The following is a 16,968-nucleotide window of genomic DNA, read 5'->3' on the forward strand; positions in this document are numbered from 1 at the left end:
TAAACTTGAGAACCTATAAAGATTTAAAATCGTGAACATGAAAAAGTTAATTTTATCATTAGCTTTGGTTGGAATAGCCACTACGCTAGCATTTGGCCAAAAGAAAGTAGTCAAATCTGCTGAAAGAAACATGAAAAGGGGAAACTTGGAAGAAGCCTACGGTGAAATCAAAGGAGCCTTGGAAGATCCGGAAACAGGTCAAGATCCAAACACGTTTCTACTAAAAGGCAAGATTGAAACTAAAATGTTTGAAGCTGATTCTTCAAACACCATGGAAAACTTAACATACGGTACTTCCGCAAAAGAAAGCTTCATGACTACCTTTGAAATGGAAGGTAATGATTCTACTACAAAGGTGAGCAAGGATTTATTTAAAGAAGTTCTTCCTGATATGCCTGAGAATTTCCAAGGGGAAGGAATTTACAGGTTGAAAAACGCCTCCTTCAATAAAGCTATTGAGCGATATGAGGAGGATGATATGGAAATGGCCTTCGAATTCTTCGCTTTGGCGGCTGATTTGGATCCCTCTGATACATCCATCGTATTTAATGCCGGATATACCGGAAATATGGTTGGTGAATCGCAGCGGGCTAAATCTTATTTTTCAAAACTTTTGGAAATTGAGGAATACAATAAACTCAATGCTTATTATTTCTTGATTCAAATTGCTTCTGCTGAGGATAATAATCCAGAAGAAGCATACAGATTGGTGTCTGAAGCTAGAGATATCTATACCGATGATAAAGGCTTGGCAGAATTTGAAATTCAGTTGCTGCTTCAATTGGATAAAATGGATGAGGCAATGACTTCAATTGAAGCTGCATTGCAAAATGATCCTGACAATACCGCAATCCGTCTTAGATATGGTTACTTAAAGGAAAAGTCAGGAGATATTGATGGAGCTTTGGAGGAATATACCAGAACTGTTGCTGCTGACAGTGAGTTTTTTGAAGGTAACTATTATGCCGGGGCACTCTATCTTGAAAAAGCAAGAGATATCATAACGGAAGTTAATGACCTTTCTGATGAAGAGTGGGAAAAAAGATCGCCAATAATGATACAGGAAGCTGATGATTTGTATGCAGATGCTTTGCCTTACTTTAACAAAGCGTTGGAGTTAAAGCCGGATAACACGGATATCATGGAGATTCTTTATCAAATTCATACGAGGTTGAACAATGAATCTGAAGTCGAAGTATATGACAAGAAACTAGCTGAACTTTTAGGGCCGGATTGGCTGGAGAGATAATCGTTTAAATAATTTTCGGAAGAAGGGCATTGATTTAATTCGATGCCCTTTTTCTATTTTAACATTTCTGGGTAGATTCCCAAATTTAATTGCCAAACGGACGGTAACAAATATAAGGTGGCGAGTAGCACAACTATAATTGAAATTACATTCATCCAAATACCTGCCTTAATCATAGCCGGTATGGTTAAATAACCTGATCCGAACACTACGGCGTTTGGAGGAGTAGCAACAGGTAGCATAAAAGCGCAACTCGCTGCAAACGTTGCACCAACCATTAATCCATAAGGGTGTACATTCATGGCTAACGCAACCGCAGCCAATATGGGTAACAGCATGGAAGCAGTGGCCACATTGGATGTAATCTCCGTAAGGAAATTAACAGCCGCAATAATAAATAGAAGGAAGAGCCAAAAAGGGATATTTTGAACCAAAATAAACTGTTCACCTATCCATTGCGCCAATCCAGTTACCTGAAATCCGCTTGCCAAGGTCAGTCCACCTCCAAATAAAATCAAAATTCCCCAGGGAATTTTTTCCGCCACATCCCAGTCTAGAAGTTTTTTATTTTTTCCCTCCCCAGAAGGGAGAACGAATAATAGCATTACTCCAATAAGTGCAATAATTGTATCATCCAAAACGGGAATAAGAGGCTGTAACAAAAAGGTTCGACCTATCCATGCAGTACTTACACCTAAAAACACCCATAAAACTCTTTTTTCTTGTTTGCTTATCCTACCTAATGCTTTTAGTTGTTCATCAATTTCTTCTTTTCCCCCTTTAGTTTGCTTTGTCAAAGTAAGATCAAACGCAATATTCACCAAATAATACCAACAAATCACCAACAAAACCACAGAGATAGGCAGCCCGATCATCATCCATTGACTAAACCCTATTTCCACTCCAAATGATTTTTTTACAACCCCCACAAGAATGATATTGGTGGGAGTACCTATAACCGTAGCCATGCCTCCAATACTTGCCCCGTATGCAATTCCCAGCATTAAGGCCCTTCCAATCGTTGTGTCCGCCAAGGATTTGTCAAGGGACTGATTTCCCAACTGCGAAACTACCGCAATAGCGATAGGAAGCATCATCAGGGAGGTGGCAGTGTTGGATATCCACATGGACAAAAATGCAGTCGCAATCATAAAACCCAATATGATCCTATTTAAATCAGTACCCATAAAGGCGATGATATTCAAAGCAATCCGTTTGTGAAGGTTCCATTTTTCAATAGAAACTGCTATCATAAACCCACCCATGTAAAGTAAAACCATCGGGTCCGAATAGGCTAATGAGGTTTCCTTAATTCCTAACACACCCGTTAATGGAAAAAGAAGTAAAGGCAAAAGTGCCGTCGCGGCAATCGGAATAGCTTCAGTAATCCACCACGTTGCAATCCAGGCCGTGATGGCTAGCAAGGCTACGCCCTCATGCGACAGGCCTTCCGGGGAAACAAACTGAAAGATTAGAATAAAAAAGAGGGGACCTAACAAAAGTCCGATACGGGAAGTGTTCATAAGTTGAATTGAAATTTAAGATTAAACACTTTTCACGAAATATCAAAAAAAAATGGTTGGTGGTGAAAACTTCCGGTCAAATAATTTCCTTTGGAATTGAGTCTCATTTCAGCTATTATTGGTAGTGAATAGAAGAGTTTATAAATTAACAGGATAGTACAGGACAGTATTTGACTTATATTACCTTTTATTTATATACTGGAATTACAAAGTTTAAATGAAGGAATTTCTTTTTATTCAATTATTCCATACCCATTAAGTAAACTAACCTAATAACCACCAAATGAAAAATTTGAATAAATTACTCAAAGGTTTTTTATTGATATCCCTCGTGTGGACAGCTGTTAGCTGTGGACCGGAGGAAGAAACATTGACTTTGAGGAAAGGAGACCATATCATGCTGATCGGGAATAACCTCGGTTCACGTATGATGAATTACGGGCATTTTGAAACGGAAATGCACGTGAGGTATCCCGATTCCCTACTTTTTATCCGAAACATGAGTGATGCCGGGGATACCCCTGGCTTTAGGGCTCATTCCGGAAGGAAAACTCCCTGGGCATTTCCAGGAGCTGAAAAATTCCAAACAGAATTGGCAACACCTTCAGGTAGTGAAGGGCATTTAGAATATCCCGACGAGTGGCTTACCCGCTTAAAGGCGGATATTATTGTTGCCTTTTTTGGTTATAGTGAGAGTTTCGAAGGCCAGGAAGGGCTAGAGCTATGGAAAGAAGAACTGGAAGCCTTTATCGAGCATACAAAAGGTCAAAATTATAATGGTAATCTTCCAGCGCAACTGGCTCTGGTTTCTCCAATTGCATTTGAAGATCTGTCGGACTTATATGACTTACCTGATGGAAAGAAAGAAAACGAAAACCTGGCACTCTACACCCAAGCAATGAAAGAAGTTGCCGAAAGAAACCAGGTTTTTTTCGTAGATGCCTTTGAGCCATCCAAAAAGTGGTATTCCTCCAGCAAAGATCCCCTAACCATTGACGGGTTTCAGATGAATGAGGAAGGGTATAAAAAGTTCTCGGTATTTCTTGCGGAGAAACTTTTTGGCAAAAATAAAGCCAGAGCGGAGAAAAACCGCAACCAAATCCAAGAAGCAGTAATGGAGAAAAACTGGATGTGGCATAATGACTACAAAATACCCAACGGGGTCCACGTATTCGGGCGTCGATATAATCCATTTGGACCGGACAATTATCCATACGAAATAGAAAAAATAAGGCAAATGACCGATAACCGGGATCAGGCCATCTGGGCTGCTACCAGAGGAGAATCATTTGATCTCGTAGCAGCTGATGCCAACACCCGGGAATTGCCGGAGGTGCAAACTAATTACAACCCGGAGAAAAACGGAAATCTCGAATACCTATATGGGCAGGATGCTTTGGATAAAATCCAGGTACCTGAGGGATATAAGTTAGAGTTGTTTGCCTCTGAAGTAGAATTCCCTGATCTGGCCAATCCTGTACAAATGACATTTGACAACAAGGGCCGTCTATGGGTTGCAGTAATGCCAAGTTACCCTCACTATAAGCCGGGAGACGCTAAGCCAAATGACAAAATTCTAATATTGGAAGATACTAACAATGATGGCAAAGCCGATAAGCAAACGGTATTTGCCGACGGTCTTCACCTTCCGATAGGTTTGGAAATCGCTCCGGAAGGAGTGTATGTATCCCAAGGGACTAACCTAGTAATCCTAAAGGACCTCGATGGCGATGATCGGGCTGACTCCAAGGAAATCTTAATGAGCGGTTTTGATGATCACGATACCCACCACAATATCAGTGCATTTGTTGCGGATCCCTCCGGAGCAATCTACATGGGGGAGGGGGTTTTCCTCCATACCAATGTAGAAACACCCTATGGTCCAGTACGCGCAACGAATGGAGGATTCTATCGGTATAATCCGGCAAGGAGACACTTGGAAAGAACAGCTCAGCTTCCCATTCCAAATCCTTGGGGAATTGCATTTGATGACTGGGGACAAAATTTCTTTGCAGAAACTTCCGGACCTGACGTTCGCTGGATGATGCCGGGCTCTGTAAAACCGCGTTATGGGGAAGCAACCCACAAAGGGGCTAACTTGATTGAAGATGCGCACCGTGTACGTCCCACTTCCGGCTTGGAGTTTGTTTCTAGCAGGCATTTCCCGGATGATGTTCAGGGGGATATGCTGATCAACAACACCATTGGTTTCCTTGGAATGAAACAACACGTGATAGAAGATGATGGCACTGGGTATAAAAGCCGTCACCGACAGGATTTGGTGAAGAGTGATGACAGAAATTTCCGTCCTGTGGACATGGAATTTGCACCGGATGGGTCGCTATACTTTATTGACTGGCACAACATCCTGGTAGGTCATATGCAACACAATGCTAGAGACCCCCTACGGGACCATTCCCATGGAAGGATTTACAGAATCACCTATCCCAGCCGTCCACTTATCACACCGCCGCCAGTTGCAGGCGCAAGTATTGATCAGTTATTGGAAAACTTGAAATTACCGGAATTTCGGGCCAGATATAGAACCAGATCTGAATTGAGGGGTAGAGATGCCGATGAAGTGTTGGCTAAAATGAAAACTTGGACCGCAAACTTGGATAAAAGTGATCCCAAATATGAACACCATGTATTGGAAGCACTTTGGGTATCTTGGGGGCTAAACAAAGTGGATCAGGGACTCCTCAAGCAAATGCTGGAAGCCAAAGATCCAAGAGCCCGTGCCGCTGCCGCAAGGGTATTGCGCTATACAGGCCATCAGGTTCCAAATCAAGTTGACATGCTTAAGCAGGCTGCAGCGGATGAACATGGAAGGGTACGTTTGGAAGCTATTGTGGCTGCTTCTTGGTTAGATAAAGACAGTGGCTTGGAAATACTTGAGGTAGCCAATGCACATCCAAAAGATGAGTGGATGATCAAGGCATTTGAAACTTCCCTTGCCCATTTGAACAGCTTCTCCCTCAGTGATGTAGTTATCAGTGCCAGTGGAAGTATTGAGTTTAAGAGCAAGTCACTGGACGAGGTCATGCCTGCATCCAATACCAACTTGAAGGGTGCTGAGGCGGCGCTGTATGAAAAGGGAAAAATAATTTATAGTAAAGAAGGATTTTGTATAACTTGTCATCAGGAGGACGGCAAAGGTCTGACAGCTTCCGGATTCCCGCCCCTGGCAGAAACGCAGTGGGTGATAGGCAATCAAGACCGCCTGATCAAAATCATACTTAATGGCCTGATGGGCCCCATAGAAGTACTGGGTAAGGAATATCCCGGCCAAGTACCTATGACTCCTTATGGGGGAATGCTTAATAATGAGGAAATTGCCGCAGTGGCTACCTACGTACGAAACTCATTTGGCAATGAGGCTTCGGCAGTTACACCGGCTAGGGTGAAAAATGTCCGGGAGGCAACGGCAGGTAAAACAGGATTCTATTCACCGACAGAATTACTGCAAGAACACCCTCTGGAAAAGCCTACGGCGAGTAAATAGGAGGTCAGATATCAACGAAAACAAAAATGTCGTATATGGGTAGTTTATTAACCATATACGACATTTTTATTTATGGGAGAAATTCCAAAAATAGGAAACGGAATAAGGTAAATCTAAAAAAATTATGTCTTCTCACGAAATGATACGTCATTTTTTTAAACCATATAAGATCATATGAGAACACATTAAAAAAACGATTCGCTCACAAAGCGGACAATTGTTGGAAAAATAAATTAACCTTATATGTTCTCAAAGTATCTTATATGGTAAATAGTTTTTCATCATTATCCTCCAAACGATAGGTTATTGTAGTATTTAAATCTGTACAGAGAATAAGTGAAAAACAAAATCTTGAGCGCAATAATCAAGGCATTACAGAATAAATGTCTACAAATGCAACCTCCTCTGGGCGTCGCGTTCGGCATATCTTTTTATGGTGTCTAACTGTACTTTTGACATGGTTCCATGAATAGGAGGATAAGCTATCCTGCCCATTACCCATTCCTTCCATTTAGGAAAGGATTCCATTCTTGCCCTGCTGATTAGACGGGTGGCATCTTCGCCAATCGGATCGAGAACAAAAGCCCAAGTCATTCTGAAAGGTCCGCCAGCGCGCTTGGTTTCACCTCCAATAACGAAATATTTATTGACTCGCAGACCATATACCTCAAAAAACTGATCACCTTGGGGTGTAGCGGAAATCCTGTCACCGACCTCTCTGCTCTCCCAACTATTCACTATATGGTCTGTACTTCGTCTTCCGCCATTGTCGAGAACATCAATACTATACCAACCGGCACGATCGCAGCCTAGCTGCATCAGATAACTCCAAACAATAGAGACTGGTGCTTCTATGTTTCGGTAATAGCTTATACTATATTTCGTGTCCGGAATTAGCTCGTCACAGGGTAACCTGCGATGTTCGTCATCCGGTAGTTTTATCTTCCCAAGTTCAACCCCAAGGTGTGCCATCACAGATTTTCGAATAAGTTTTGAGCCTATGCCGATGACCTGATAATACAGGTTTAGTTTCTTCCAGCTTTTTTCATCCGTGGCTGAAGTCCTTAACTCAACCGCGATAGTGCTGCCATTTGCAAACGGATCAACGGAAATGGCCCAGGCAATCTTGCCATATCCCGGTGTATTGAAGTCCTTAAAATCTGAGGGGCAAACTTTCAAAAAAGGTATTTTCAAATGCTAAAATTGACCAACTGAACCGATTACAACCTCTTTCCCTGCTGTTTCATGAAGTACAAAGAATCCTGTATCAGTTTTAGTAATTTGGTCAACGCCCAGACCTGAATTTACGACATGTTTTTTGGAACCCAATATTTTTTCGGGGAGGGTACGGATATCGAATAATAATTTTATCCATGGAACTTCCGACATATCAAAATGCCGGGCTTCCTTCCACGCAATCTCAGGCGAGGCGTTAACAAAAATTCTGTGAATCTCAGTGTGCCGAGGATGGGGGAGGTAATTTTGAATCGCTCTCATATCATTTAAATGAATATCATTCGATAAGATTGCATAGGCATTTAAATCCTTATAGGATACCCGCATTCAGCAGTACTCAATACAATGCTGCAACTGCTAAATATTTGACCTGTGGAGACGCTTGACATAGTAAAATTGTTTGCCAAGAATTGGGATAATAATACACGCATTAAGCCAGAAAAACAAATTTTCCAGTTCCAAATTTTGGTGATAATGGAAGATACCTACACAGCATAACATTTGTCTGCAGTACTCAGGTCTTAATTATAAGACAATGTGGTAAGGTATCTTCGTTAACTAGCCATTTCCAGGTTTCAAACGATTTTAAATACTTCTTATCCTTACTTCCTTTAGAGAGATTCCTTTCTGTTACCCTACTAACTGTAGCGTTGCAGGTTCCCGGCACTGCTGTTGCAGCGGGTTAAGCCAAGTTAAAAACAGTTTTTATTTTCGGGTTTCCCCACGGAGATAGTTCCATGTGCCGCTCCGCAAAATGGCAGCAGCTTTAAAAAAGCTGCTCAATAGTGAGAAATGTTCTTCAGACATCAATTGACTGCCCATCACGTCCACAGGTTCAGGCTTTTCGGCAACACGTTTCTTTGTACTCCCCAAGCTTTGCCCCTGATGGGTAAAGCTTCTGTTGGCTAAGATAAGGGTTTGGCTGGAAAATCCGAAAATGTTTAGCTTTTATAGGTGGGCTATTTGGTTTGTGTTTTTGTTCCCAATACGAAGTACAAATAAATACTTGCAAATTAAATGACCAAGGAATGGTTGATTTGGTTTGGTTTTCGAACTCCCGTCGGGAAATGTTCAAAATTTTAGGCATCTGTTTACCAAAAAGTTCTTTAGTAAGCCATTGCAAATGGCATTAAGAGGATTACGACTGCAAAGGAGGTTATAAATAAGAGGGTTGTTAAGAGGGCATTTGTAAAGGTCTGTGCTTAAAATACGGATAAACTAACAATGGCTCTAAATGAGATATTTAGAGTCTATAATTAAGAAAGACAAAACTACCGATACAAAATACCCACACTCCCAATACAATAAAAAATGAGATCCAAGCAGATACCTTCTTTTTACTCTTGGGGAGATTTTCAAACTCTCTAAAATATTCCAGATATCTATCTTGTCGAAAGGAAATCCAATAAGCAAAAACATATGAAAAAATGGCCATTACAGCAAAGTGAGGTAACTTCAAATTAAATTCTGTCCTTAAATAGCCAGAAGTAAAGTTAACAATCCTAAAAGTCAACAGAAAGAATAAGACAATAAAATGACCTCCTGATAAAATACTACTTATCCCAACCTCCGGATTTTCTAGAGCTTTAACTACTTCTTTTTCAGAATTACTAACTCCTCTTTTCTTATAGCTTTCTTTTACTTTTTTGTTCCTCAAAAACAATAGTACCGGATACGTAAAAAACTTTTGAGTTTTTCTTTCAAACCTAAATAGATTGAAAAAAACTATATTTGATAACCAAACCATATTTTTATTTTCGATGATGGATTTCATTTACAGCAGCTCCTGCAGCCTCTGACCCAATATAGCCCCCACTAACTCCTCCTAGGATTCCTCCAATTATAGCACCGGGAACAGCACCACCTCCCCCAAACCAAACACCAATTGCTGCTCCTGCTGCTGCACCCCCTTTAGCACCTACGGATCCGCCAACTATTCCGCCAGCTGTTTGAGCCGTCGCAACCTGAGTATTATACCCAAAGGCTCTTCCATCTTGAACATTAGCTTCATTAATATAATTGCGAAAATACCATCACTCCCCTTTTGGATTCTCCCGCTAATTCCATGTTCTTTCCTGTACTCCTTTGCTTCGGCTCTTGTCTCAAAAAGACCAGTAGGGTCTATGTAAGTCAAAGGATTATTGAAAGCAAATCTATATGGGGTCCACTCAGGTGCAAGGTCCGCCAATGGATCCACAACCCCCCACCTTCCAATCATCGGATCATACATCCTCGCCCCATAATCATAATACCGCAGCCCGTTGTCCTCTATCAGCTACCTCCCGTTGTATAGATAGCGATATACTCTTGCGCAACTTTTCAGACTGGTTTTCAGCTCACCCCCGCACAATTTTAAAGAACGTTTCTGCCCATCCGGCGCAGTCCAATAAAGATAGTTTTTTCTTTCAGTTGAAAAAAGAAGAAGGCTGCTTTGGCTGTCACTCCAATAAATATCATCCTAAGAGGGGAATTGAAAAAAGAATCATTACCAACCTTCCCAATGAAAAAAACTGGTCACAGGGTGACCTCGCACAGCAGATCGGTGCATCCAGGGAGATTATAGGAAAGTATGAGCGTAATGAAAACTTACCCTCTATCGAGATGGTGGCTAAGATGGTCAGGGCTTTTGGCGTAACGGTGGATTTTTTAATCTGGGAAGGCGAAAACGCTTCTTACGACAAAGAAACGGTGGAACGTATCAACGATATACAAAAAATGGATGCTGATACCAAAAGCGGCCTCTTCAACGTCATTGACACCTACATCCAGAACTTTAAAACTAAACAGGCTTTCGCTAAATAATCAAAGCCCGGCATTGTCCGGGATTATGCTTATACTACCCTATCAAGAAAGTGGAATAAAACGAAAACTGTAAATCCAAAAAGCGAACGTCCCTACAACAAAGGCCAAGGACAATAATCCATACTTAAGCTTTTTCTGTCTTGACTTTTTGTCAAACCGCTTGAAGTAGCTAATATACTTATCCTTTTGAAAAACACTAATGTGGCAGATTATGTAAGCAAATACCATACAAGCTACAAACGGTTGCCATGAAAAGCTGACTGGATTTTCAAGTAAACTATTTAACATATCAAAAATTGCTAACAGCATTAAAAAAAAATTATTACTAACCCTCCTCCCGAAATCATTATACCAAAACCATATCGTCTATCCATCCAAATTTTATTAACTACTTCCTTATGACTAGTTCCTTGTTCTTCAAACTTTCTTTTTACTGCCGGTATTTTTCCTAATAGTAAAAATGGATTCAGCTTATTGAAAAATGTGTAACGTCTATTTTCTGCCCTATAGATACAATAATGCACAATATTCAACCACAGTTCAATCTTCTCAGCTATAACTTTCATTTTTGTTTGGGTTTGTGAAGGTGGTCAACCGCTTTTTCTCCTAATTGCCCGCCTACATAGCTTCCTCCGATACCTAATCCAAAACCTCCTACAACACCTCCTATGACCGCTCCAGGAATTGCTCCAACTCCACCAACCCAAGCCCCGACAAAGGCACCTGCTGCCGCTCCTGCTAGGCCTCCCAAAATACTTCCTGTACTGCCGGCAGCTGCCCTTTGCGCATTATACCCGAATTCTCCTCCATCCAGTTTGTATCCTTCTCTTGTTGAGTATGCGCCAACTCCTATCGACCCTATTACGGTAGCTCTTCCCGCCAATCTATAGGCATTCGCAGCTCTCAAGGCCCCGGCCCTGCTTCCGGTATGCTGGTTTCCTCCCCACCGTTGGGGGTAATATTTACCGTTTTCACCCAGCCAGTATCCCTGGCTTGCTGCTGCTCCTTCTAAGCCTCCGTAAATGGCCCCACCGGCCGTTAGTACAAGGTTTGCATTATCAGAATCAGTCTCCCCTCCATTTTCTATCCTTGAAGCAGTAACAGTTACTTCACCCAAACCCGCCACATCCACATCTGGATTGAAGGTTTGCATATTGAGGGTGCTTACATTGACCGTATCCATTCCTGTTGGGTCCACAACGCTTAGCGGATTGTTCGCTACCCAACTGTAAGGAGACATGGAAGGGTAATTCTCAGCATGTGGGTCAAACTGCCAGGTTCTGCCGATCACAGGATCATATCCCCTAGCATGGAAGTCATAGATATTCAGGTTTAAATCGTCCAGCAACTCTTTGCCCTGATACAGATACCTGTTCTCCTTTATCCCCCTGTACTGAAACCCAATCCCAGTCAGCTCCAACCCCCAGGGATCGTAATGTGTTTCCTGCACGATGGGGGAGGTGCTGTTCATTACCGTGAAGTCGTCGAACCAGACGTCCTCTGGGGTTTCGTTGACGACGTGGGTTTCTAGATAATTTCAACTTTGTAGATACATGTTTTTTTGCAACCTACAACCACTGACATGGCTCTCGGACTGTTTTTAGTCTTTAATTTGTCCGATGCTTAGAAAAATTCAATGTTCCTCTTGATTCATCTAGAATATAATGATTTCCTGTATTTGCTTATCCATCTTTCTTTATCAATTTTTAGATGAAAAAATACAATTAATGAAAGGAAGATTGAAAAATAAACAAAGGTCAATTTATAGTAAGTATCAAGCTTCCAGTTTTCAAGGTAATTTACGCTTGGAATTAAACTGTTAAAATAAACCCTTTGTAATTTGTCCATTCCGACTTTGTTAACAAAAGCTTCTTTATTGGCAACTATCTCATTACGATAAACCTCAGTTCCCACTTCAAACTCATATGCTATAGTCACTTTTTTACTTTCGTTAGAATGATCTCCATATTGAATTTGAGTGGTTGTAATTTCTTTAAATTCAAATAATTCAAATATAGAATTATAAAATATTACCTGATACAATGATTTTAACCACATTGATCCGAACAAGACGTAGCCAAGCACTATTATGATATTTAGAAATGTTTTCAATTGTCGTAAAACCAATTAAACGCCCTTTTTTTCAAATAATCTACCATATTTTGAACGGGATGGGTTTTAGTCGCAACCTCAGTTGAACCTGTTGCCACTGCATTAGTCACTGCTAATCCATTAGCTGCTGTTTTTCCACTTTGTCCCATTCCATTAACCATATTATCCACGACTCCTTGAACTTTGCTGGATAAGTTTGGAGCTTGCGAAAATACCGTAACTCCATTTGTGCTGGTTTTAGTTACTCCTTGTTGCATTACTTCATTCGCAACGGACTCAATTTTTTTACCCACTGAGGCTATTGCTGCTTTTGAGGTCTTCTCTACACCGAGTAACACTTTGGCAGTTCCAGCTCCTAGGCTTCCTCCAATTACACCTGATACAGCTCCGGTTAAAGCCTAATTTCCAACTTGAGATTGGTTTATATTTCCAAGCGCTTCATTAAATGATTGATTATTGTTAAGTACATTATTAGTTGTTTGACCAACAACATCACCAACTGCACCTCCCAACGCTCCACCTGCAATTGCCGCTCCAAAAACGAAGGCAGCCCCTCCACCAGTGGCTACTGAGATATCCACAACAGCACCTGCAATAGCCCCGGCAGTTGCTCCCTCTGCGATACTGGATGCGAAGTCTTTATCATTCACATAAGCATCAACAGCTCCTGCTATGCCTCCAACAACCGCACCTACAACGGTACCCACTATTTTCCCATCAGGATCAATATTTTTGATGGGATTATTCAATGTATAATTATAGGGCGACCATGAGTAATATAAATTCGCCAGCGGATCCACCACCCCCCATCTTCCAATCACCGGGTCATACATCCTTGCCCCATAATCATTATACTGAAGCCCGTTGTCCTCTATCAGCTCTTTATCATAATAAAGATAATTTTTGATCAATAGAGGAAAAACATATCTCTTGAACGACTTTAACCCTAACAGGCTTTCGATCTATTTTACCAGGAATCCATAATGGCATTAATTTGACTATTCTTTTTACCTCATTTACTAAGACTTCGGAAGGATTATTCATAATTTCAAGACCAGTAATAGACCCATCTTCATTTATTATCATTTGAAAATAAACAGTGTGGCCATTTTCACGACTTTTTGCAATATCAAACTTGGAAGTTTTCTTATAAAACTTTGCTTGTCTTTTCTCACCTCCTTTGAATCTAGGAGGTTCATCAACTATCACAAAAATATATTTATCAATTGGATCATTGGGTCTGATTTCTAATACTGTCTCTTGCTGTGCGTAGCTGTATATAGGTAGAAACATTAATAAAAACATTAATAAAAACATTAATAAAAACATTAATAAAATCTTCATCATATTTTAATTTTAAACCTGTTAAATGATTTTATTTTTTTGTTTTCGGCATTAGATACTCCAGCATAGAAGGATGTTGGAATAGCTATCAACCCTGGAATTAACCACCAAGTATTAATACTAAAGTAGTCCTTAAGAAACACAAGGCTCATTATGGTTATAGATAGAATTAACAAGAATAAGAACACTAATAAGATACCTTGTTCAGCATGAACTTCGTTCACGGAATAAGATCTCACCTCAGAGCAATTGGTGCATTTCAGTTTGAAATTTTCACCAATAATCTGGGAAAGTATATGCCTATCTCTTGCTTTTTCACTTAAATTATTTTTTGAATTACACTTTTTACAATACACAACCAGTTTCATCAGTTACCTGAGTTTAATTTCCTGTAATCCTCGACAGCACGTTTTTGCCATCCTTTTCCTGAATACTTTCCTTTATTGTCTTTTAAAAACTGGTTCCATGAGTTTGAACTGCCAGATCGAGGCTGGAACCCTTGCCATCTGGATTGCATATTAAATGACTTGACCGCACTTCCTCCAAACCTGCTTATTGCGCTGTGGGTTGATTGCATTAGATCATTGCTGCCTGCAGGAGAAAAATATCCCTCATCAACAGCATAGAACAGTGACGAATTAGTACCGAACCTTTTAGCATATTCTCTTACCGCATTTTTACTATGAATTGGTTCTGCCGTCCCGTTTCTTTCAGACTCAGCAATCATTGGCCATAAAGAACGCTCTTTTAATCTATGTCTCACCTTTAAGTCCAAGGCGTCATAATTGTAACCGGAATGGGAATTGTAACCTTTAGGAATGTCTGATACAGGATCATAGGACGAAACAAAAAGTGAATTATTGCCTAGTTCTGTTACATAAACTTCTGATCCATCAATAATAGCTGTACTATTGCCAGGACCTGATTTCCCTTCACTATCTACAACATGAACAATTTGTTGTTGATCACCTCCCAAATCACTTATCCATTCAAGCTTTTTAGTTTCATAATTGTAAGCCCATTCATCAAACCTCCCATCCGGATCAATCCTGTTCAGCGGGTTGTTCTGCACGAAGTTGTACGGAGAAACCCATTCCCTAAGATTGGCCATGGGATCTATGACGCTCCAGCGTGCTATGGCCGGATCGTAAAAACGTGCCCCGTGGTCGTATAGATTGAGGTTCAGGTCCTCAATCAGCTCCTTACCATTATACAGATACTTGTTCGCCTTAATACCTTTGTACTGAAAGCCAATCCCCGTCAACTCCAACCCCCAGGGGTCGTAGTGTGTTTCCTGCACGATGGGGGAGGTGCTGCTCTTTACCGTGAAGTCGTCGAACCAGACGTCCTCCGGGGTTTCGTTGACCACGAAGGTTTCCAGGTATCCGTCTTAGGAAACCTGCCTAAAGGAAACACTTCTTTTTTTCCACCCTGCTAACTGTCCCTTCGGTAAAAAAAGTCTCTGGATTGTTTCAACGAGGGCCTAAATTTAGAAGCTGATAAAGACAATGATACGGCAAAGTGTATGGTTATATGGTATATTGAATTTTTTTTTGGGACAGATGTCTGCATTACCGAGTCATTAAAATCGCTTTATATCTTCTGTAAATTATTAAAGTTTAGGCAAATCCATTTCTATTCTTCTCATTTTTATTTCATCGTATGCTCAAATTCTATTTTACTCCTAACAATTCCATTGAGTGAATCGTCTTCTATCGAATCAATCTCATAAAGTTGAAAATTAAATTTCTTCCCAGTGTTCGCAGGCGTGACAGCAAAACTAAAATAACCGTCTTTTGAGATATTATCATAAATAATGTTTTTTGTTTCTGTATTATCCTTTACATCGACCCTAAGCCCAAACGCAGAAAAATGCTTGTTAACGGCATATACAGTAAAGTTGTTATTTTTTTGTTCAATCTCATATTTAATCAAATGGTCAATCAGTTTTCCAACACTATCATAATGATAAAAGTCTATCATCTGGTTCTGATCGTAGATTGCCTTTGTTTGTAGTTGGCCGTTTTCATAGTATGAATAATATGCTCCATGAAGTTGGTCTTCGAGATACCCCATCTTTGATTTTAAATTACCAGAAGGATAATATCCATAACTAAAACCATCCAAGTTGTTATTTTTGAAATTTGATTTTTGGATAACCCCTCCATCTTCATCATAATAGGTTATCTCTCCGTTTTTAATCCCGTTTCGGAAATCAACCTCCCAATGCAACTCTCCATTTTTATGGAAGAACCTGGATTTTCCATGAAGAGTATCTGATTGGTAGTTAGCTTCAAATTTTATTTCTCCATTCGGAAAATATCCAATACACTTTCCATTTTTTTGGCCATCACGTATTTCGCAAGCAAGTTTTTTAAACCCGTTTTCGTGTGTTTCTATGATTTCCATTTTGTTACAACCCAAAAGGGAGATAACCCAAAGGCCACCTATTAAATAAATATATTTCGCTCTCATAATTTACCGTTCTGATTTAAGCCATTGTATGGTATCGCCGACCTTTATTCCGTCATCACGCCCCCCACCTTTTAATAACATTGGACCTCTTATATTAAGCTCTGTCGCAATTCTAGGAAAACTGTCAGGCTCACTCACTTGAGGCGGAGACTCCTTATTACCTGCTGTTCCTTTTTTTTCATCTTGGTCTGAATTAAACTCATTTCCATTTTGGGATTTATTTCCGTAATCTAATGAAGCAGCTCCAAAGAGACTTGCCATCATATTTGCAATCTTTTCCATAATGCCCCCGGATGGAAAGCTCTTTCCTAGCGAACCTAATCCATCAGTATTAATAAAACCTATTTTATCACTTTGTGTTCCTACATCCATTGGACCGCTATCAAAAGCACTTTCAGTTATCACTCCTAAAGGCTGCCAGTTTTTTGGCCTAGAATAGTTGTTCACGCTACTTTTATTAAAAAAGCTTTCAACTTTTGATTGTAAAAACTCAACCTCTTTCTGGAGCTCTGAAAAGAAAACCGAACCTGAGGATGGTGGACAACAATCTTCAGGCGCCATCCCATCCGGATCAATAAACCTGATTGGATTGTTAAAGGCATAATTATAAGGTGAGTGCCTCCTCATCTGATCCGCCAATGGATCCACAACCCCCCACCTTCCAATCACCGGATCATACATCCTAGCCCCATAATCATAATACCGCAGCCCGTTGTCCCCAA

The 16,968-nt window shown here is 40.5% G+C and carries 19 protein-coding genes; 3 read left to right on the forward strand and 16 right to left on the reverse strand.

Annotated elements, in window-relative coordinates; genetic code table 11:
• Positions 1 to 37 precede the first annotated feature (37 nt).
• The gene (locus tag FQ608_RS22260) at positions 38 to 1,249 is read left to right on the forward strand and encodes a tetratricopeptide repeat protein (protein WP_158860694.1); all 1,212 of its coding nucleotides are present in this window, start codon (positions 38 to 40) and stop codon (positions 1,247 to 1,249) included.
• Between the two features lie 53 nt (positions 1,250 to 1,302).
• Here FQ608_RS22260 and FQ608_RS22265 read toward each other — a convergent pair whose 3' ends face one another.
• Complete coding sequence (locus FQ608_RS22265; protein ID WP_199856447.1) at positions 1,303 to 2,772, reverse strand: SLC13 family permease; 1,470 nt, start codon at positions 2,770 to 2,772, stop codon at positions 1,303 to 1,305.
• A 283-nt stretch (positions 2,773 to 3,055) separates the two neighbouring features.
• On the opposite strand from FQ608_RS22265, the gene FQ608_RS22270 reads away from it, so the two are divergent.
• The gene (locus FQ608_RS22270) at positions 3,056 to 6,277 is read left to right on the forward strand and encodes a PVC-type heme-binding CxxCH protein (protein ID WP_158860695.1); all 3,222 of its coding nucleotides are present in this window, start codon (positions 3,056 to 3,058) and stop codon (positions 6,275 to 6,277) included.
• Between the two features lie 387 nt (positions 6,278 to 6,664).
• Here the strand turns inward: FQ608_RS22270 and FQ608_RS22275 are convergent, their stop codons facing one another.
• The 5 genes from FQ608_RS22275 to FQ608_RS22290 all read right to left on the reverse strand — a co-directional run bounded on the left by FQ608_RS22275 (position 6,665) and on the right by FQ608_RS22290 (position 9,788).
• Positions 6,665 to 7,471, reverse strand: a complete 807-nt coding sequence (locus FQ608_RS22275; RefSeq protein WP_234364340.1) for a hypothetical protein — start codon at positions 7,469 to 7,471, stop codon at positions 6,665 to 6,667.
• A 3-nt stretch (positions 7,472 to 7,474) separates the two neighbouring features.
• Positions 7,475 to 7,774, reverse strand: coding sequence for a hypothetical protein (locus FQ608_RS27310; RefSeq protein WP_199856449.1), 300 nt, complete (start codon positions 7,772 to 7,774; stop codon positions 7,475 to 7,477).
• A 444-nt stretch (positions 7,775 to 8,218) separates the two neighbouring features.
• On the reverse strand, positions 8,219 to 8,386 hold the full coding sequence (locus FQ608_RS22280) for a hypothetical protein (RefSeq protein ID WP_158860696.1): 168 nt from the start codon (positions 8,384 to 8,386) through the stop codon (positions 8,219 to 8,221).
• Positions 8,387 to 8,756: 370 nt separating this feature from the next.
• On the reverse strand, positions 8,757 to 9,287 hold the full coding sequence (locus FQ608_RS22285) for a hypothetical protein (protein ID WP_158860697.1): 531 nt from the start codon (positions 9,285 to 9,287) through the stop codon (positions 8,757 to 8,759).
• A 159-nt stretch (positions 9,288 to 9,446) separates the two neighbouring features.
• Positions 9,447 to 9,788 (reverse strand): RHS repeat domain-containing protein, encoded by a 342-nt coding sequence (locus FQ608_RS22290; protein WP_317168949.1) that lies wholly within the window; start codon positions 9,786 to 9,788, stop codon positions 9,447 to 9,449.
• Positions 9,789 to 9,820: 32 nt separating this feature from the next.
• Between FQ608_RS22290 and FQ608_RS22295 the strand changes: the two genes are divergently transcribed.
• Complete coding sequence (locus FQ608_RS22295; protein ID WP_199856450.1) at positions 9,821 to 10,315, forward strand: helix-turn-helix transcriptional regulator; 495 nt, start codon at positions 9,821 to 9,823, stop codon at positions 10,313 to 10,315.
• 308 nt (positions 10,316 to 10,623) lie between these two features.
• Here the strand turns inward: FQ608_RS22295 and FQ608_RS22300 are convergent, their stop codons facing one another.
• The 10 genes from FQ608_RS22300 to FQ608_RS27315 form a co-directional block, all read right to left on the reverse strand.
• Positions 10,624 to 10,881 (reverse strand): hypothetical protein, encoded by a 258-nt coding sequence (locus FQ608_RS22300; RefSeq protein WP_158860700.1) that lies wholly within the window; start codon positions 10,879 to 10,881, stop codon positions 10,624 to 10,626.
• Entirely contained in the window at positions 10,878 to 11,786 is a 909-nt protein-coding gene (locus FQ608_RS22305) for an RHS repeat-associated core domain-containing protein (protein ID WP_158860701.1), read from the reverse strand. The genes FQ608_RS22300 and FQ608_RS22305 overlap by 4 nt, the downstream gene beginning before the upstream one ends.
• Positions 11,787 to 11,965: 179 nt before the next feature.
• Positions 11,966 to 12,427: a hypothetical protein gene (locus FQ608_RS22310; RefSeq protein WP_158860702.1), complete on the reverse strand. Its 462-nt coding sequence runs from the start codon at positions 12,425 to 12,427 to the stop codon at positions 11,966 to 11,968.
• Complete coding sequence (locus FQ608_RS22315; RefSeq protein WP_158860703.1) at positions 12,424 to 12,720, reverse strand: hypothetical protein; 297 nt, start codon at positions 12,718 to 12,720, stop codon at positions 12,424 to 12,426. Before FQ608_RS22315 ends, FQ608_RS22310 begins: the two co-directional genes overlap by 4 nt.
• Positions 12,721 to 12,825: 105 nt before the next feature.
• Complete coding sequence (locus tag FQ608_RS22320) at positions 12,826 to 13,338, reverse strand: RHS repeat-associated core domain-containing protein (RefSeq protein ID WP_199856451.1); 513 nt, start codon at positions 13,336 to 13,338, stop codon at positions 12,826 to 12,828.
• On the reverse strand, positions 13,313 to 13,774 hold the full coding sequence (locus tag FQ608_RS22325) for an energy transducer TonB (protein ID WP_158860704.1): 462 nt from the start codon (positions 13,772 to 13,774) through the stop codon (positions 13,313 to 13,315). The genes FQ608_RS22320 and FQ608_RS22325 overlap by 26 nt, the downstream gene beginning before the upstream one ends.
• The gene (locus FQ608_RS22330) at positions 13,771 to 14,139 is read right to left on the reverse strand and encodes a hypothetical protein (RefSeq protein WP_158860705.1); all 369 of its coding nucleotides are present in this window, start codon (positions 14,137 to 14,139) and stop codon (positions 13,771 to 13,773) included. The genes FQ608_RS22325 and FQ608_RS22330 overlap by 4 nt, the downstream gene beginning before the upstream one ends.
• Positions 14,139 to 15,140, reverse strand: coding sequence for an RHS repeat domain-containing protein (locus FQ608_RS22335; RefSeq protein ID WP_199856452.1), 1,002 nt, complete (start codon positions 15,138 to 15,140; stop codon positions 14,139 to 14,141). Before FQ608_RS22335 ends, FQ608_RS22330 begins: the two co-directional genes overlap by 1 nt.
• A gap of 281 nt (positions 15,141 to 15,421) precedes the next feature.
• A complete protein-coding gene (locus FQ608_RS22340; RefSeq protein WP_158860706.1) occupies positions 15,422 to 16,246 on the reverse strand; it encodes a toxin-antitoxin system YwqK family antitoxin in 825 nt (274 codons plus the stop codon).
• Between the two features lie 3 nt (positions 16,247 to 16,249).
• The coding region (locus FQ608_RS27315; protein ID WP_317168948.1) for an RHS repeat domain-containing protein at positions 16,250 to 16,968 on the reverse strand (719 nt) is incomplete at its 5' end.

It is taken from the genome of Lunatibacter salilacus, from assembly GCF_009797935.1.
Taxonomy (GTDB): domain Bacteria; phylum Bacteroidota; class Bacteroidia; order Cytophagales; family Cyclobacteriaceae; genus Lunatibacter; species Lunatibacter salilacus.